Raw genomic sequence first — 17,453 nt, forward strand, 5'->3', positions numbered from 1 at the left:
CTGCCAACTTAGAAAGGGTTACATCCATTATGCTATTAGTCGCATTCTTCTGCACACTAGCCGCCTTTATCATGGGCATTATGGGGCTGGTTCAGCGCCCCCGGCACGCCAAACTGTTGATTGGCGTCTACGTCTTTTACTACCTGATTGCCCTGCTGGCCGTCTTCGTGATGCTGCCTAGCAAAGCGCTCTTTAGCTTGATCATCCTCAACGTCATCAGTGGTATCGCCTACCTGCCATTCTTGGCTTTCAGTAGTCCCAACGTGACGATCGAAGGTCCCGAAAAGAGTGGTCGGCCCCGCTTCCGTAGTCGTAACCGCGGCCTCAACGTCGCCGCTGCCATCCTGGGGCTGCTCTTCTTAACCAGCCTCTTCGGCGCCGCCCAGACCCGTTTCGGCGTAAAACCCGTCTACAACTCTTTGAAAATCAAGACTATGAAGACGGCGCCCCTCTTGGATAAAGACGCTACCCCCATCGCCATTGCGCCTAAGACCGTCCGCAACAAGATGAACAAGGCCATGAGCACCGTCCCCAACACTTCTTACTACAAGCTAGGTGACCTTCAGACGCAAGTCGTCAAGGGCAAGACCGTCTACATTGCCCCCGTTGAATTCGACGGATTCTGGCGGTGGCAACGCGCCCGTGAGACACCGGGGTACTTCATGATCGACGCCACCAACGTGAACGCCGAACCCCATTTCGTCAAACAGGCCATGAAATACACGCCGAGTGCCTACCTGATGGACGACGCCCAACGAGTCATCTACAATCGTTTTCCAGGTTGGGTCCAAGAAGGCCAACCGCAACTCGAAATCAAAGACAACGGCGAACCCTACTTCATTCAAACGGTTTATAAGGCGCGCGGCGTCTCCAGTCGTATCAATTACCACAGCCTGCACGTCGTGGTCCTGAACGCCAAGACCGGGACCACTAGTCTCTACGCCGCCGCCAAAGCCCCCAAGTTTATCAACGAATCGATTGCCTCCTCCACCGCTGCCGAAATGAACGACATCTTCGGCTGGTATGGCAACGGCTACTTCAACGCGCATTTCAACAAGACCGGCGTTAAGGAACCCAACAGTAACGGGACCGAGGACGGCGTCACACCCGTCGTCGACAAGCACGGCAACATCTCGTACTTTAACGACTTCACCTCACCCAAGACCAGCGCGGATTCAACCATGGGTTACTCCATGATCAACGCCAGAACGGGAACTCTGACCTACTACACCGGGAAAAATATCGGGGTCATGGACAGTGACGGTGCCAAGAAGATTGCCGAAAAGGAGTACGTCGCCCAGAAATGGACCGCTACCATGCCAATCATGTACAACATCGATGGCACGCCAACCTGGGTCGTTTCCCTGCTAGACTCCACTGGGGCCTTCCGGAGTTACGCCTACATCAAGGCGGCTGACCAGAGCGTGAAGGCTTACGCCACGACGGCGACCCAGGCGCTGGACCAGTACCGGGTGCAACTCGCCTCCGTTGGCTCCACGGCCAGCTCCACCACGAACTCCAAGCTCACTAAGACCAAGGGAACCGTAGAACGAGTCGTCGTCATTCCGAATGGGGACACCCAAAACGTATTGTTTGCCTTAAAGGGCAACGACACCCTCTGGACCGTGGGAACGGCCGATTACCCCAAAGCTGTCCTGATGAAGGCTGGCGACCAGGTCAAACTGACCGGCCGGATTAACCAAAGCGCCAAGACGGGGACCGTCGAAACCTACACGAACCTGACGTTTAAGTAATCCCTACTCTTACTAACGAATTTCAGATGAGATTTGCCACCCTCTTTTTGAATAATTGACGATTAATCTCACTTTAAGAAAATCAGGCCTCTAATCTGAAGCTCACTTGTCCAAGCAGACTGTTTGATTAAACAAAGATGTCAAAGAACATGCCGCCAAAGTTGCCTCTGGCATGGGAATAGACTTAAGTACTGCCGTCAACATGTTCTTAGTTGAACTAAGTAAAACCAATAAGTTACCTTTCACACCAACCGGTCCCGAGTTCCCAGACATTTGGAAAGATGCTCCCAAGGATATCGCAAACTTTAATCAGAGCATCGGCATATTAGATGATGGGAAAAATTATGGTAAGGAAAACAGCGATTAAACAAGGTCAACTTTTGAACAATTAGCGTATCCCAAAGAAGTTGTCCTTCGCATGCTTTAGTGATCTATCGAATGATTTTCTAAAGTTCAAGAATTTTAGAAAAGGTTTGAGACAAAAGTCTCAAACCTTTTTTACGTTCCGAACATATATAGTTAAAACGTGCGACAAAAAGCAGTCTATCACCGTTAATGCTCATTGACTAATCGCCTTTGGCCACACGCTATTTACCGTTGAAAGTTCGTATCGTCTGAAGCCAACGGTCCCACTAATTCGTGGGGCACGTATGGCTCTTCCAGATATTGTACGTCCGCCGGCGTCAATTCGAGGTCCAATGCCTTAATGGCCCCCTGCAAATGCGAGGACTTCGTAGCGCCAATGATGGGGGCAGTCACCGTCTGCTTCTGTAACAGCCAGGCCAAGGCTACCTGAACACGGTCCACACCATGCTTGTCGGCAATTTCACCAACCCGCTGGATGATTGGCATATCCAATTGCTTACTGTCATCGTACTTGGAACGGGCCACTTTATCGGTCGCATACCGCTTCGTGTCCCCGGCCCAATCACGAGTCAACCGACCAGATGCCAGTGGGCTGTATGGTGTCACCGCAATCCCCTGGTCCGCACACAGCGGCAACATTTCCCGTTCCTCTTCTCGGTAAAGGAGATTCAAGTGATTCTGCATCGACACAAATTTAGTCCAACCGTGCTGTTCAGCCACCGCTTGCGCCTTTTCAAACTGCCAGGCAAACATGGCCGAGGCGCCAATGTAACGCGCCTTACCAGACTTCACAACGTCGTTCAACGCTTCCATGGTTTCTTCAATTGGCGTAGTGTAATCCCACCGATGAATAATGTACAGATCCACGTAGTCCGTCTGCAAGCGTTCTAAACTTTGGTCGATTTGGGAGAGGATGGCCTTGCGGGACAACCCTGCCACGTTAGGCGCTTGATTCGGGGTGAAGAACACTTTCGTAACTAACACAACTTCGTCACGATTAGCTAATTTGTTCAGTGCATGACCCACAAACCGTTCGCTATCACCATGTGAGTAAATATTCGCCGTATCAAAAAAGTTAATGCCCAGGTCTAGCGCCTCACGAATGACTTGTTCACTGGCTGCCTCATCGATGGCCCAGGGAAACATCCCCGTCGACGCATTACCGAACCCCATGGTCCCTAAACACAACCGGGAAACATCCAATCCGGTACGTCCTAGTTTTACGTAATCCATTGTCTACCATCCTTTTCTGTCACAATTTTTATGTACGCCTATCAAATCCACTGACCGACTTTAGTATAGAACCTTCGACCAACTCGAAGGTAAGCCACACAGGGACGATGCTACACCCAATTGCTAGCCTTCAAATGCCAACCCACCCTGACTAACCAGCGTGTCCGCCGTCAAAATAGTGGTTGTCGATTCCTGAACTAGGGCCTGACCGGCTGCTTGATAGCGTCGATAGCCGGCTGACTGACAGAGCGTCTGGTAAGCCAACAAATCGGTATAAATGTCAAAGCGTACCCAGTTCTGTGGTGCCGTCACTGACCGCCCAATGTACGTCGCCAGAATCCCCTGAGTTCCCGCTAACCAAGTCCGGAGGGACGTTTGCATTAACTTCCGGTACGCTTCCTCCTTGCCCGCCTGCAACGTGAACTCATGTAACTGAATAAAGTGCCCGTCATCCTGAGTCCCCTGCAACGATTGTTTCAGTTCCAGTAAGAGTACCGGCGTCAAATTGATCACCGTCTGGTCGGTGACCGCTTGCTCAGCGACGCCCTTAAAAGCCGAAAACTGTGGTGACTTTGCGTGCGTGTCATAACTAGCTTGATCGCGATAAATTTCCACAACCCGGTTAGCCATCCCCGCCGCATCGACGTGGGTCGCATACATGGCGAGGGTCCCCGCCTCATTTTCAATTGAAGTTTGTAGATTGTGCTGCCCCGCCGCAACAAAAGCGTCACGTTGGTCCGCCTTAATATTTAATTTAAATAATCGAAACAATGGTGCTGGATGTTCCTGTGCCATCGAAATCGCTGCCCTTCACTCGTTTAATTAGTTGCTTATGCCAATGGTGTTAGTGGTTTGATGACCCGCGCAGGTACCCCGCCAACGACCGTATTAGCCGGCACGTCCTTGGTGACCACTGCACCGGCACCCACGACAACGTTGTTGCCAATGTGGACGCCGCCAATAATGGTGACGTTGCCACCGATCCACACGTCATCACCAACGGTAATCGGCTTGGTGTAGGTGACCAAGTAACGAGAACCGTCTGGACGCACGCCAAATCGTTGCGTTGCATCCAACGAGTGGGCCCCGCAGTAAAACTTGGTATCCGGTGCAATAATGACGCGGCTACCCAACGTAATTTTGTTGGAATCTTGAAACGTGCAATTGCCATTGATGAAGACATCATCGCCAACTGCGATGTGTTGCCCGTAGAGCGCACTAAACGTCCCAGTAATGGTCAACCGTTCTCCCGTCCGACCAAAGAACGCTCGAATGGCAGCAGTCCGCTGCGTCCCAGCCGCCGTGTTGATGATCGTAACCAACTTGCGGCCACGGGCTAAAATGCCTTGCAACTCCGAATCCCGGTAATCATAATCCTGGCCGGCTAACATTTTTTCGTGTTCCGTCATCATCTCGTTAATCTCTCCTAACGCAAATCGGGCAACCGAACCAGTTGGTTCAAGGTCACCCAATTGTCCCTTTATCGCTGACCTGATACTTACGCCATCAAGGCCTGCCAGTTATCTTTAAAAATAGCCTGCTTCTGCGCCGCTGTAATCGCCATGTCATTCACGGCCTGTTCAATGACCGCCGTTGGTCCCACTGGTGGGATGCCAAACGGTGAATCGGTCCCAAACAAGACGTGGTCAACGCCGAAGAAGTCAGCCGCTAACTCCAGCGCCTTGGGGTTACCCAGAATGGCCGTATCCACGTAAAATTTTTGAAAATCCGCGTAGTCTTCAGCCGTTTGAATGTACTTGATGCGTTGACTAAAGTACGGCACCATCGCACCGGCGTGATGAACAATGACCTGCAACCCCGGATACTTCCGGAAATACTTTGCAGTCACGATGCCATACATCGCTTGCGTAAGCTCGTATTCCCAGCTAAACGTCAAATTATTAGCCGGCTTTTGCATATCGAAAACCGGGTGCAACCAAATTGGCGCTCCAATGGCGGCCATCTTGGCAAAAACGGGTTCGTATGCTTCATCCGTAATCGGCTGGCCCAGGGCCTGCGTGAAGAGCTGGACGCCGACCAACGCATCACTGCCAGCCACCTGATCGTCGATGATCTGCAAGGCGGCGGGCACGTTATTCATCGGTAACATGGCCACGCCGGCTGGAAAAATATCGCGGTTGGCCCGTACCAAGGCGGCAATTTCATCGTTGGCAGACCGGCACAACTCAGCGGCCTGATTGGGGTCAACAAAGTCTTCCGGATTCAAGTTGACTGCTGAAATGATTTGTTGGTGGGCCGTTGGTAACGATGCTCGGTGTTGCGCAACGTCCGTCAACAGGTCGTTTTTCATGTAGGGAAAGTTGGCCAAGACGTTGGGGTGAATCGCGTCCATTTGTGCCAAAAACTCGGGTGGTAGAACGTGGGCAAAAACATCAATCACTGCCATCGTGAGCCCCCCTTAGTACCAGCTAGGCTTATCGCCGTCAGTTCCAGCCTTGTTCAGCCCAACACTAACGTTTTCGTAAGTCGTTGGCTGGTTGATGACCTTGACCACAAAGTCCGCCACACTGTGCCGGGAAACTTCGGTCCCTTTAAACCCATCAGCCAAGGTCGTCACCTCGTAGTCGACTTCGGCGTTATTCGTCAGCCAGGCTGGTCGAACTTCAGTGTAATCCAAACCGGACTTAGCCACCAGTTCCGCCGTCCGGGCAAACGCTGGTAAGTAAGCACCGATCATCTGATGGTTCCACTCGCCAAACTTGCCAGGTACTTCATCGTGAGCGCCAAGTGAGCTGATGTAGATCAACCGTGATTTGCCAGTCTGCTTCATAGCATCCACGACGCTCTGCGTTTGAACGTCCAAATCGGATCCGCCCAGGTTGGAGTAAACGACGTCGGCACTACTCATCGCCGTGGCAACGGCTGCTGTATCGTGCACATCCCCGTCCACCAAGGTGACCCGGTCATTTTGTTCATACTTAGCCAGTCGCGAGGCGTTCCGCAAGAACAGGATCAACGTATCGTCGGTCTCCTGCAGTAACCGTTCAGTGACTAATTGTGCCATGGCACCATGGGCACCGAGAATCATAACTTTTGTCATTTTAAATCCTCCTAATTTTTATCATGGGCAGCTTCGTATCTAATTTTTAGCCGCCAGTTACGCCCCGCTGAGTAAAATCTGCGAGTTGGAAGCTAGTGGGCCAATATTTCAAATATAACCCTTTCAATCGCTAAATACGCAATGATCGGTCTGGCAATTAAAAAAGTTTAGTGGCAACGTTCTGTACAGTCACACAGAGCGTTGTCATTCCGACCCGCTTCAAGTTTGAGGCTAGGGCAACTCTATCCGAACGGTTGCGCTAATGGGCCCCGCCGCAACCATTGGCGGTAAATAGGGACTCCCCGCGTACTTCGCTTCATACGCCTCACTGATAGCAGCCGTTAATTGATCGTCAGTCTGGACTGGCACGTAGGCGACTTCAAAGTCCTGACCCGCCAGATGAATGCGGCCGGCCCCCTGTTGTTTCGCCGATTGATACCACCGTGACTGTTGGCCGTTCCAAGCCCGCACGTACAGTTGGTCACCGACCACCACCGACCAGATCCAGGTTGGTGTGCCGTAGGTTTTACCATCCTCATAGAATGGTGAGACCCGCATATCATCTGCCGTGGAAAATGCGGCTAATTGTTCCTGTGTCCACTTACTCACGTAAAAACACTCCCTTCGAGTTCAACCCATTGACATCATCATACTGGCGATTAATAATTATGTAAAATACTTAGTTTTAATGCTTCACCATTCATTTTATGTATGCTTGTAGAACGTCGCTAATGCCGCTCCGGCGGTCAGGGATGGAACCAGCCGTGGGGTCGCTTCAGCCAAAGAGCGGGCTTCTCGCTCGCTTTGTGGTTTCTGAATCCGGTAAGGTCATTGACGATCGCCGTCATGCTCCTCACAATTGGCTGCTGGATTTAGAGATTGAAAAACTAGTCCCTACCCTTACTAACGAAATCCACGGTGATTTTGTCACCCCTGTAGCAAAAAATCGTCGCGACCCCCTAAATGGGTAACGACGATTTTTATGAATCGACTAGCAGTCACACGTTTCTAAAGCAATCCAGAGAAAAGAAGGTCTTATCCATGGAATTACGCGTTCTCCGTTACTTTATGATGATCGTTCAGGAGAAAAACATTAGTAAAGCGGCCAACCGCCTACACGTGTCACAGCCGACCGTGTCCCGACAACTCAAAGACTTAGAAGCCGAGTTGGGAGCCACCCTATTTGACCGAGGCAATCGAACCATTCGATTAACGGCAGATGGCGAGTACTTTGCGAATCAGGCCAAACAAATCTTAGCGCTAGCGGACAAGACACTGACAAATATTCACCGGAAACAAGACGTTGCCGGGTCCGTCTTTGTTGGCAGCGCTGAGGCCCGAAGTATGTTGACGGTGGCCCAAGCCATCGGCCATTTAAATCACCAGCACCCCCGCGTTCAGGTCAACCTGGTCAGCACCGATGCCGCCGAAATTCACCAACAGTTAAGTTCCGGGGTCTTCGACTTTGGCGTGGTCATGGAGCCCGTCGACAAGACCGACTATGACTTTCTGCGGTTACCAGGCGAAAGTCGCTGGGGCTTACTGGTTCAAAGTCGGTCAGCACTGGCCCAACAAGCCACGGTTAGTTTGGACGATGTGGCCCACACGAAATTGATTCTCCCACAACAGGGCGGTAGCCAACGCATCCACGACCTATTTGGCTTCACCCAGGCTGATTTGGACGTCGCCGCCACCTATAACTTACTGTATAACGCCTCGCTACTAGTGACTGCTGGTGTCGGCAACGCCCTAGGATTGGATGGCATCATTAACACTAACCAGACTGACCTGACCTTCATTCCCCTAAAGCCCCGCATCTCGTCGGGAGCCAGCCTAGTTTGGTTAAAAGGCCAACGCCTTTCTACGGCCGCGCAAGCCCTATTAGCTGAAATTCAAGCGACATTAGCCCCTACTCAAACTCACGAATAACTATTAACGCCACTAAGCTACGCCTCCGTAGTCCCTTTGACTCGCCGCAAAACTTTGGCTGGCGTTCCCACCACGACCACGTTGGCCGGAACATCCTTAGTCACCACAGATCCGGCCCCTACAATAGCATTCTCACCCACTGTCACGCCGGGTAAGATCATAGCGCCAGCACCGACCCAGGCATTCTTTTCAACGTGAACGGCACTGGCTTGGACGTCCCGCCGGTGGCCCGGGTCCTCAACGTGATTGACCGTCAACAACATGGCTCCAGGTCCAATCAACGCCCCGTCACCCAAATAAATCCCGCCTAAGTCGACGAACATCACGCCCTGATTCACGTAAACGTTGTCGCCGATAAAGAGATGCGGCCCAAAGTCGCTGTGGACCGGTGCGTTGATTTCAGCAGATTCCGGGACACTGTAGCCAACGACTTGACTCAGAGTCGCCCGCCGCTGTTCGTTGGTTTGATCAATATGGTTGAACTTCTTTAAGAGTTCCTGCGTACGTTGGACCGTTTGGTTGATGAGTTGAAAATCCTCACCGGTAAAGTCTAAGGGTTCTCCGGCCAACGCACGTTGAAAAATTGCTGGTTCTGTCATTAAAATTCACGACTCCTTCTTTGTTCTCTAGCCGTTAGTATAGAGACGACGCAGACGTATATCCAATACTTATCTCAAATTAGAAGCCATAGCATTTAGGCATGGCTGTAGACGCAAAAAGCAGAACCGCCACGGGGGAGTGACGATTCTGCTTTTTAGTTTGTTTGTTTTCTCTTGTCGTTGTGGATATTTGATGATTGTGTTATTTAAAGCTGTTGGAAAAAGTATACCCGTCGTTGCCTTTAGCTGCTGGGGACTAGCAGCCTCTGAAACGTGTTCCACGAGCCAGGTCCCTGCGCTTTGACTCTCTAATGCTCAGGACCTAACCGGCTCGTTCCACACTCTTTAATCCCCAACCGGATGCCAGCCATTGGCGTCACTTAACCGGTTCAGGAAGGCCATATCCTTTTCGCTGATGTCGAAGTCCAGCTGGGCGTTGGCTTCAACGTGGGCCATTGCTCGGGCCTTTGGCAGTGGTGCGACACCATTTTGAATGACGAACCGCAGTGCTAATTGGGGAATGGAGACACCGTAGTTACCAGCAACGCGTTCCAGTTCTGGGCTGTCAACCAAACCACCAGTTGCGAGTGGTGAGTACGCCTGAACCACAATTTGGTTGGTCTCAGCTGTCTTTACAATAGTTGGTTGGGTATGACCCACGTAGTATTGAATTTGGTCAACAGCTGGTTTGACCGTTAAGCCATCCCAGGTTAACAGGTTTTCCAAGTCGTGGGAGTTGAAGTTTGATACCCCAATCGCCTTGGCCCGCCCACTGTTATAAATGTCTTGCATCGCCCGCCAAACTTCACGGTTATCAGCATCGTGGTTTGACCCCATTTGGGCCCATGGCCATGGTGCATGGATGATGTAGGAGTCGACGTAATCGAGATTTAAAGCGGCCAAACTACTCTCAAAGTCAGCCATAGCTTCGTCATAGGACTTCGATTCAGCTGGCAACTTCGTTTGTACAAAGATATCGGCACGCGCCACGTCGCTGGCAGCAATGGCTTCACCGACGCTTTGCTCGTTTTGATAGGCCTTGGCAGTATCAATGAACCGGTAACCAGCCTTTAAAGCATTACTAACGGCATCGTAAGTTTCCTTACCAGGTCGTGTTTGCCAGGTCCCAAAACCAACCTTAGGCATCTTCAGACCATTGTTTAAGTCAAATGTATCCGTAATTGTTGGCATTCAAATTCCTCCTTGATTGCTGATAGGTCTGAGTATAGACCCTTAGGGCCACACGAAGGCAACGCTAAATTAGTTAAAATTCAAAAAAACTACTGATTTATCACGCAATCAGTTAATTCTTTCAAAAAGTTTGGGGCTTGTTCACTAATCACGTGTTCAATTAGCTATCTTGCTGAATTGACAGCTATTTAACGACTTTTATCAAATGAACAAAGACGTTAAATTCCGATAATATCTTTCATTTTAATCATTTTGGATATTTGTATTTATTCTAAAAGAGTATATACTTACGAATTGTAAGCACCATTTACAAATTCTCGCGTTCTCGCAGGCGCGGATGACTACCGTTGACTTGAACTGAAAATGGAGGAATTTACCGATGGATACAACTACTACACCATGGACCAATGAACAATTAGACTTATTTTTAAATGGCCACACCTTAACGATGAAGCCTTATAACCCAGACATGACTACCTTTGAAGAAGAATCTCCCGTTTGGGAAGTCGTTGTTGATGGCAACGTTTACTCCCGCGGCTGGAACGGCCAACAGACCAAGTGGTACATGGCTGCCGTCGCCCAAAGTGCAGGTGAAATCAGCGTTAGCGACCACAACTTTGCGGCCCGTTTCGAACCAGCCGAACAATCGGCCGATTTAGACGCCAAAATTACGGCAGCGTACAAGGCTAAGTACGACGGCCAACGTTCTTTACCAAGAATGATTTCAGAAAACCCAACTGCCGCTACGCTGCACGTCATGCCTCGTTAGACAGCGTTGACGCTGAAACTGGTCAGGAACTCCAGCCTATGGGGACCGATCGAAGCCTGAGAGGCGGTCTTCAAGCTCGGTGGTAATCCTTGCCCAACCCATAAGTCTTACCACCGTCCAGTAGAATCGGACCGAAAGTTCCGGACCGATTCTACCTTCACAGGCTCAGGCCGGAGGCGTTCCCCACAGCAGGCGGACTCTCCGAGCGCCTCCGGTGGCTGAGTCAGGCTAGAGTTAAATCTAAAGTCTTACCCAGCCACCGAAATAAAATACGCACAGTCAAAGTAAACTCAAAAGAACAAGAGACCTGTGCTTGATAACTTAACGTGAAACAGCAAATAACCAGCAAACACAATTGTGCTTGCTGGTTATTTGCAATTACTGAAATCTAATGTCATGCAATCGATTTCACAAAGTGTGTTATGATTGCCTTAATACAAGCGATAATATATGAGAAACTATCGGAGGCGGTTTTATGGGGTTACGAAGACGATTTAAATGGTTACTAGCGTTAGGAAGTTTACTGATTGGTATCGGACTCATCGGGGGCTTGACCAGTGCCAATGCTGATTCTGGTGCCAGCGGCCACACCGTGTGGACTTCGATTGAGTTGGTGCCTAACCACGCAATATTAAAAGTTCACGGAACAGCACCAACAGGCACGCTCATTAACCTCACTGATACCGTTCCTCTGTATGATAATACTGGCAAAGTTGAATCGGTCCGACGACTTGCTAGGGGCTTCGAGAGTGAATCAGACCAAATCTTACTGAACTTAGATACTGGTAAAAGCTATTATCAAATCAATAAGACGGAATACCTCGATGCAGCTGATGTAGACTACACCGATCCGTCCGGTGACACGACCACCACGACACTGACCATCAATTGCGTTAACCCATCGAAGACTTCCTTACAGAAGTTGACGTTTACGGTTGGCACTCAACAAGCGGCGGCCCTAATGACCGAATTAACAACGGCCAAGCCCGCGGCTGACATTACGGGTTACAAACTAGATACGGTCGCACCTGCAGGAACAAATGAAGTCACCTACACTTACAATCCAACTGTGACCTTTAAATTTCAGGACGCCAGTGGTAATCAGCTGGCAGACGATGAGGTCGTCTCAGGTAAGCCGGGCGACAAGTATACCTTGCCGGACAAATCAACCGACGCTGCTTTCAAGGGCTTGACGTTAAAGTCCATTAAAGGTGGTACACCCACGGGTATTTACCAGGATACGCCGCAAACTTTCACTTACGTTTATGGTAAGCCAACGGCCACCACTACTGACACGAACACCACTGAAGCAAAAGCGGCGCCAGTTACGGTGCACTATCAAACGGCCAGTGGCACGAAATTAGCCAAAGATACCGTCATTAATGGCACAGTTAATGCACCTTATCAGGCTAAGCAAGGGGCAATCAAGGGGTATACCTTGGTCAAAACCATTGGCACGCCAGCTGGCAAGTTCACAACCTCTGCGCAAACGGTGACTTACGTTTATACCAAGAACGCAGCTACTTTCCAGCCATTCATGATCTACACCAAGCAGGGACTCTATCGGTACGCAAAACCAACATTTAAAGTTAGTCAACGCGATGCCCACGTGAAGGGCCTGCCACGAATCCAGGCCAAGACGTTCAAGGTCGTGGGAATTGCCAAGTCAATTCAAGGACGAACCCGCTACCAGTTAGCTGATGGAACCTACGTCACAGCGAAGAGCAACTTTGTGGCCAACCTATACTGGCAAGGCAAACACTATCAAAAACTAGTCGTATTTAATCCCAAAGGAACTTATGAATATCAACAGGCTACCTTTAGTCATGACAAACGCGTTAAACACTTAAAGAAAGGCACCGTTGTCCACGTTAAGCGGCTGGTTCGGCGGGGTGTCATGACCCGCTACCAACTAACCAATGGCACCTACCTGACTGGTAACAAACAATGGGTGTCCGTGAAGTAGCTCTAACAAACTAAAGGTTGAAAGTTCGAAAACTGTTATCAAGCCACGTTATCGACTTAAGATTAGTGCTCCACTAGGTAGCCGAGAGTGAGCCAAATTTGGACTCAGCCGTGGAATTTTTAAGTGACCTTCTTGAAAATGGCGACTTGAAGACGTGCTTTGCGGCTTCAAGCGAGGGACAAGACCGCTCTTTGGCTTGTCCCGTCCTTTCCACCGCGTTCCAGTCCAGATTTGGCGAACGGTAAGGCGACAATTTCCCGCTATATCTGACTAAACCCCAACACCCAATCCTTGTTGTATCAAGCATAGTGGGTGTTTCAGTACTTTCAACCTTTGGTAACAAAGACAAGCCGTCAACACTATTTGAAAAAGTAGTGTTGACGGCTTGTTTATTTTAATCGTCGCTATTTATGGGCCAATCCTTTAAGCTAAGGCACTCGTAACCGGCGTAACCAACGCTTTAAGCAACTGATCCGTAGTCTGCTTGCTGTGGAACACGACGCGATCCGCAAACAGCGTCGCGGTCTGCTGGGCCTTGTACACAATCTGTTGCTTGGCTCCAGTGGTTGCATCGGTGACGGTCGCCTGGGCAACCGGATCGCCGGCATCGACCATCCCGCTGCTCAACTGAGCTGGTGTCAATTTTGTCTCCACCTTGGTGCTCAAATTAGCCGCCTTCTCTTGGTACCAAACGCCCGCCTGACTGATGATCGGCGCCGCTGTAACCTTGGTTTCTAAACCATTAGCCAGTGACACTGACTGGTTTGCCAACGGCGTGGTCTCTAACTGGTACATTTCTTTCGTCTGCTTGATTAACTTGTTCATCGCGGAAAAGGTCGTGTCGCCACCGATAATGGTCGCAATCATTCGCTGACCATTGACCTTGTACGAAGCGGTATAACACAGCTTGGCACTCTCCGTAAAACCAGTCTTCAAGCCATCGATTTGGCTTTCCTTCTTATAATGGCTCTTACCCTTTAAACAACCATTTTCATTATAAATGGTGGTGCCATTGATTTTGGCTTCAGTCTGATTCGACATCTGCGTAATCTCGGGGTCCGCAGCCAACAAATGCTGGGCGACCAACGTGATCGCCTTAGCGGAAACTAAATTTTCTTCCTTCTTGCCAGTATTGGGGAGAACCAAGTTGTAATCCTTCAAATCTCCGTTATCTAACCCAGAAGAGCTAATGAAATGGGCCTCGATGCCCCAGTCCGCGCTCTGTTGATTCATCAGGGCGACAAATTTAGCATTATTGCCGGCCACGTACTCTCCTAAGGCTGTTGCGGCACTGTTCGATGAAGCAATCATGGCCGCAGCCACCAACTGTTTCACCGTAAACTTCTCCCCGGTCTTCATCCGTAGAGAGGAGAATTCATAGCTGTGACTCAGCTTTAAGAGGTCGTTGCTCATTGGCACATCATCGTTCCAACCAATCTTGCCATCATTGATGGCCTTAACCGTCAGATAAACAGTCAGTAATTTTGAAAGTGACGCGATTGGGTATTTCTTATCCGCATTTTGTTGGTAGAGTACCTGGCCACTCTGGGCGTCCATGACGAACGCAGCCCGGGCTGGGACCTTAGAAACGGTCTTTGTGGCCGCATTTGCGGTCACACCACCACCCAAGCCAATTACGGTCAGGCCAACGATAGCGGCCTGCCATAACCAGCGTTTAAATTTTTGCACGAGCGTAAACGCTCCTTTCAAGATAGTAAGTTGTATATATTATACAGAAAGTTTGGGCCCATGGGGTGACAAACCGCAATCTTGCCCAAATTTTAACCTATTAAAAATGTATTTGTAAAAAAAGTTGGCCATAACCCTTGACCATTTGTGTTTACAGTTGTAAACTAAACTCATTAATTAAGATTACAATTGTAAACGAAAGGAGTTGTATCTATGGCAGCCACAGAAGTAGCAGTCACCATTTCCGACGCAGAATGGCGGGTCATGCGGATCGTTTGGACCCTCGGTCAAGCCGATAGCCGGACCATCATTGATTTATTAGAGCAACAACACGACTGGAAAGCGGCCACCATCAAAACCTTGATTGGCCGGTTGGTCAAGAAGGGCGCCTTGGCCACAGCCAAAGATGGACGCCAATTCATCTACACCCCGAACATTGACGAACAAACGGCAATGGACACGGCACTGCAGACTGAGCTCGATCAGATGTGTGCCATGCACCGGGGAACTGCTCTAGCGCACGTGTTAGAGCAGACCGAACTGAGTCACAACGACGTTCAAGAATTACTGAACGTCCTGAATAAGAAATTAGCCACAGCGCCAGCTGAAGTTGCCTGTGACTGTCTACCTGAAAATTGCGAGAGGAGTTGTGAATAATGAAAGAAACTGAGATGCACAACATGGACATGCACGACGACATGGCGGGCATGAACCATAGTCAAATGAACCACAGCCAAATGAACCACGATGAAATGGCCCACATGGACATGAGTAACATGGATATGAGCGACATGGATATGGACATGGGCGACGGTCACATGATGCACATGGGTAACCTGAAGCGTAAGTTCTGGGTCTCCCTCATCCTCATGATTCCTGTGATTCTGATGTCCCCCATGATGGGCGTTAAACTACCTTTCCAACTCATCTTCCCCGGTAGCGACTGGGTCGTTGCCGTGTTAGGTACCATCCTCTTCTTCTACGGTGGTGGTCCCTTCTTCAGTGGCGCCAAGGCTGAGCTTCAAATGAAGCAACCTGCCATGATGACCCTGATCAGTATGGGGGTCGGCGTAGCCTACATCTACAGCATCTACGCTGTGATTGCCAACAACGTCTTCCACGTGACACCGATGGTCAACAATTTCTTCTGGGAACTCTCCACCTTGATCGTCATCATGTTGTTGGGTCACTGGATTGAAATGAACACGGTCATGAACGCTGGTTCCGCCGTGGACGCTCTGGGAAAATTACTTCCGCAAGAAGCCCACGTCGTCGACGAGCAAGGTAATCTAACCGACGTTAACCTAAGCGACTTACAAGTTGGCCAAACGGTCTCCGTCCGGGCTGGTGAACAAATCCCAGCCGATGCCGAGATTATTTCCGGGGCTTCCGACGTCAACGAATCACTGGTAACTGGTGAATCCAAGGCCGTTAAGAAGGCTGCTGGTGACAGTGTTATCGGTGGGTCCGTCAACGGTACGGGAACCTTTACCGCGAAAGTCACGGGAACTGGGGACTCCGGTTACCTAGCGCAAGTTATGAAACTGATCAACGACGCCAAGAGCGCCAAATCTGATTCAGAAAATCTGGCCGACCGGGTCGCGGGCTGGTTATTCTACGCCGCCCTCTTTGTTGGGATTCTGTCCTTCATCATCTGGCTGACTGTGGCCAACTTGGCCGTGGCCTTGCCAGTGGCCGTCGCCGTCTTCGTCATTGCCTGCCCCCACGCTTTGGGCCTAGCTGTACCCCTGGTTGTGTCCCGGAGTACCGCAATTGCCGCCCAAAACGGCTTATTGATCCGTAACCGGAATGCCATGGAACAGGTTAACCACTTGAAGTTTGCTTTGATGGACAAGACGGGAACGTTGACTATGGGTGAATTTAAAGTTAATCACCTGGTCAGCTTCGACAACCAACGCTCTGAAGACGACGTGCTGAGTCTGATGGCTAGTCTAGAAAAAGGCTCTAGCCACCCCCTTGCCACCGGAATCTTAACTGCTGCAACGACCAAAAACTTAAGCTTCACAACCGCTAGTGACACCCACCAAGAGACTGGGTTGGGCCAATTCGGAACGGTTGCGAACACCACTTACGGGGTCGTGTCCGTGAACTACTTGGAACAAAACAACTTAAACTACGACCGTGACCAATTTAGCCAATTTGCTGCTGAAGGAAACTCCATCAGTTATTTGGTTGCTGGCAAGCAGGTCTTAGGGTTAGTCGCTCAGGGTGACCAAATCAAGCCCGCCGCTAAGATGCTGGTAACCGCCCTCAAGAGACAAGGGATTACGCCCGTTATGCTGACTGGGGATAACCAAGAAACGGCAAACAAAGTGGCTGCTTCCGTTGGTATTGACGACGTCCAAGCCCGCTTGCTACCAGAAGACAAGGAACGCCTGGTTCAGAAGTACCAAGAAACTGGGAAGGTCCTCTTCATTGGGGACGGGGTCAACGATGCACCTAGTCTGACCCGGGCCGACATTGGGATGGCAATTGGTTCTGGGACCGACGTGGCCCTTGAATCCGCCGACATCATCCTAGTTTCCAGTGACCCGGCCGACGTGATCCAGTTCTTGGACCTCGCTCGCGCAACGCAACGGAAGATGACCGAGAACCTCTGGTGGGGTGCTGGGTACAACCTGATCGCCATTCCACTGGCAGCCGGCGTCTTAGCTCCCATTGGCTTCATGTTGAACCCCATGGTTGGGGCAATCATCATGTCCTTCAGTACCATCATCGTAGCCATCAACGCCATGACGTTACGGATTAAGAACGTTCCTGCTGAATAGCGGACCTTATGGGATTTGCGGAATTTGCCGTCTCCGGTCGTCAGGAGGCCGCCTGCTGTGGGGACCGGAGCAAGCCTGAGAGCGGTCTTGCTCCTCGACTTGACGCC

The 17,453-nt window shown here is 50.4% G+C and carries 15 protein-coding genes and 1 pseudogene; 7 read left to right on the plus strand and 9 right to left on the minus strand.

The features are described from left to right. Nucleotides 1–29 precede the first annotated feature (29 nt). Together AB3Y94_RS07050 and AB3Y94_RS07055 are read left to right on the plus strand one after the other, a co-directional pair. Nucleotides 30–1,754, plus strand: coding sequence for a hypothetical protein (locus AB3Y94_RS07050; RefSeq protein ID WP_367295598.1), 1,725 nt, complete (start codon nt 30–32; stop codon nt 1,752–1,754). Nucleotides 1,755–1,899: 145 nt separating this feature from the next. Beyond that, nucleotides 1,900–2,121: pseudogene (locus AB3Y94_RS07055) on the plus strand (type II toxin-antitoxin system RelB/DinJ family antitoxin); the annotation flags it as partial. A 224-nt stretch (nt 2,122–2,345) separates the two neighbouring features. Here the strand turns inward: AB3Y94_RS07055 and AB3Y94_RS07060 are convergent. The 6 genes from AB3Y94_RS07060 to AB3Y94_RS07085 all read right to left on the minus strand — a co-directional run bounded on the left by AB3Y94_RS07060 (nt 2,346) and on the right by AB3Y94_RS07085 (nt 7,023). Further along, nucleotides 2,346–3,353, minus strand: coding sequence for an aldo/keto reductase (locus AB3Y94_RS07060; protein WP_367295599.1), 1,008 nt, complete (start codon nt 3,351–3,353; stop codon nt 2,346–2,348). A 123-nt stretch (nt 3,354–3,476) separates the two neighbouring features. Then, entirely contained in the window at nt 3,477–4,148 is a 672-nt protein-coding gene (locus tag AB3Y94_RS07065) for a putative quinol monooxygenase (protein ID WP_367295600.1), read from the minus strand. Between the two features lie 35 nt (nt 4,149–4,183). Next, nucleotides 4,184–4,765, minus strand: a complete 582-nt coding sequence (locus tag AB3Y94_RS07070; RefSeq protein WP_367295601.1) for a DapH/DapD/GlmU-related protein — start codon at nt 4,763–4,765, stop codon at nt 4,184–4,186. An 86-nt stretch (nt 4,766–4,851) separates the two neighbouring features. Next, entirely contained in the window at nt 4,852–5,760 is a 909-nt protein-coding gene (locus tag AB3Y94_RS07075) for an amidohydrolase family protein (protein ID WP_367295602.1), read from the minus strand. Between the two features lie 12 nt (nt 5,761–5,772). Further along, nucleotides 5,773–6,414 (minus strand): NAD(P)H-binding protein, encoded by a 642-nt coding sequence (locus AB3Y94_RS07080; protein ID WP_367295603.1) that lies wholly within the window; start codon nt 6,412–6,414, stop codon nt 5,773–5,775. A 231-nt stretch (nt 6,415–6,645) separates the two neighbouring features. Continuing rightward, the gene (locus AB3Y94_RS07085; protein WP_367295604.1) at nt 6,646–7,023 is read right to left on the minus strand and encodes a DUF2255 family protein; all 378 of its coding nucleotides are present in this window, start codon (nt 7,021–7,023) and stop codon (nt 6,646–6,648) included. Between the two features lie 432 nt (nt 7,024–7,455). On the opposite strand from AB3Y94_RS07085, the gene AB3Y94_RS07090 reads away from it, so the two are divergent. Further along, nucleotides 7,456–8,343 carry a LysR family transcriptional regulator gene (locus tag AB3Y94_RS07090; protein ID WP_367296491.1) on the plus strand — a complete coding sequence of 296 codons (888 nt, stop codon included), beginning with the start codon at nt 7,456–7,458 and terminating at the stop codon, nt 8,341–8,343. 17 nt (nt 8,344–8,360) lie between these two features. On the opposite strand, the gene AB3Y94_RS07095 is transcribed toward AB3Y94_RS07090, so the two are convergent. Further along, nucleotides 8,361–8,942 (minus strand): sugar O-acetyltransferase, encoded by a 582-nt coding sequence (locus tag AB3Y94_RS07095; RefSeq protein WP_367295605.1) that lies wholly within the window; start codon nt 8,940–8,942, stop codon nt 8,361–8,363. 345 nt (nt 8,943–9,287) lie between these two features. Continuing rightward, nucleotides 9,288–10,133: an aldo/keto reductase gene (locus AB3Y94_RS07100; protein ID WP_367295606.1), complete on the minus strand. Its 846-nt coding sequence runs from the start codon at nt 10,131–10,133 to the stop codon at nt 9,288–9,290. Between the two features lie 379 nt (nt 10,134–10,512). Here AB3Y94_RS07100 and AB3Y94_RS07105 point away from each other — a divergent pair, with 379 nt between their 5' ends. Both AB3Y94_RS07105 and AB3Y94_RS07110 read left to right on the plus strand, forming a co-directional pair. Continuing rightward, nucleotides 10,513–10,902 carry a DUF2255 family protein gene (locus tag AB3Y94_RS07105; protein WP_367295607.1) on the plus strand — a complete coding sequence of 130 codons (390 nt, stop codon included), beginning with the start codon at nt 10,513–10,515 and terminating at the stop codon, nt 10,900–10,902. 475 nt (nt 10,903–11,377) lie between these two features. Continuing rightward, a complete protein-coding gene (locus tag AB3Y94_RS07110) occupies nt 11,378–12,868 on the plus strand; it encodes a MucBP domain-containing protein (RefSeq protein WP_367295608.1) in 1,491 nt (496 codons plus the stop codon). Between the two features lie 423 nt (nt 12,869–13,291). Here AB3Y94_RS07110 and AB3Y94_RS07115 read toward each other — a convergent pair whose 3' ends face one another. Next, nucleotides 13,292–14,557: a D-alanyl-D-alanine carboxypeptidase family protein gene (locus AB3Y94_RS07115; protein WP_367295609.1), complete on the minus strand. Its 1,266-nt coding sequence runs from the start codon at nt 14,555–14,557 to the stop codon at nt 13,292–13,294. 213 nt (nt 14,558–14,770) lie between these two features. Between AB3Y94_RS07115 and AB3Y94_RS07120 the strand changes: the two genes are divergently transcribed. Together AB3Y94_RS07120 and AB3Y94_RS07125 are read left to right on the plus strand one after the other, a co-directional pair. Continuing rightward, nucleotides 14,771–15,214 carry a CopY/TcrY family copper transport repressor gene (locus AB3Y94_RS07120; RefSeq protein ID WP_125684713.1) on the plus strand — a complete coding sequence of 148 codons (444 nt, stop codon included), beginning with the start codon at nt 14,771–14,773 and terminating at the stop codon, nt 15,212–15,214. 95 nt (nt 15,215–15,309) lie between these two features. After that, a complete protein-coding gene (locus AB3Y94_RS07125; RefSeq protein WP_367296492.1) occupies nt 15,310–17,346 on the plus strand; it encodes a heavy metal translocating P-type ATPase in 2,037 nt (678 codons plus the stop codon). Nucleotides 17,347–17,453: the final 107 nt, after the last annotated feature.

The sequence above is a fragment of the Levilactobacillus yonginensis genome (assembly GCF_964065165.1).
In the GTDB taxonomy this organism is placed as follows: Bacteria; Bacillota; Bacilli; order Lactobacillales; family Lactobacillaceae; genus Levilactobacillus; species Levilactobacillus yonginensis_A.

Coding starts and splice junctions, on each gene's coding strand:
- AB3Y94_RS07060 (WP_367295599.1), bottom strand. CDS start 3,353: ATGGATTACGTAAAACTAGGACGTACCGGATTGGATGTTTCCCGGTTG.
- AB3Y94_RS07090 (WP_367296491.1), top strand. CDS start 7,456: ATGGAATTACGCGTTCTCCGTTACTTTATGATGATCGTTCAGGAGAAA.
- AB3Y94_RS07070 (WP_367295601.1), bottom strand. CDS start 4,765: ATGATGACGGAACACGAAAAAATGTTAGCCGGCCAGGATTATGATTAC.
- AB3Y94_RS07120 (WP_125684713.1), top strand. CDS start 14,771: ATGGCAGCCACAGAAGTAGCAGTCACCATTTCCGACGCAGAATGGCGG.
- AB3Y94_RS07095 (WP_367295605.1), bottom strand. CDS start 8,942: ATGACAGAACCAGCAATTTTTCAACGTGCGTTGGCCGGAGAACCCTTA.
- AB3Y94_RS07125 (WP_367296492.1), top strand. CDS start 15,310: ATGGCCCACATGGACATGAGTAACATGGATATGAGCGACATGGATATG.
- AB3Y94_RS07105 (WP_367295607.1), top strand. CDS start 10,513: ATGGATACAACTACTACACCATGGACCAATGAACAATTAGACTTATTT.
- AB3Y94_RS07080 (WP_367295603.1), bottom strand. CDS start 6,414: ATGACAAAAGTTATGATTCTCGGTGCCCATGGTGCCATGGCACAATTA.
- AB3Y94_RS07100 (WP_367295606.1), bottom strand. CDS start 10,133: ATGCCAACAATTACGGATACATTTGACTTAAACAATGGTCTGAAGATG.
- AB3Y94_RS07050 (WP_367295598.1), top strand. CDS start 30: ATGCTATTAGTCGCATTCTTCTGCACACTAGCCGCCTTTATCATGGGC.
- AB3Y94_RS07075 (WP_367295602.1), bottom strand. CDS start 5,760: ATGGCAGTGATTGATGTTTTTGCCCACGTTCTACCACCCGAGTTTTTG.
- AB3Y94_RS07110 (WP_367295608.1), top strand. CDS start 11,378: ATGGGGTTACGAAGACGATTTAAATGGTTACTAGCGTTAGGAAGTTTA.
- AB3Y94_RS07065 (WP_367295600.1), bottom strand. CDS start 4,148: ATGGCACAGGAACATCCAGCACCATTGTTTCGATTATTTAAATTAAAT.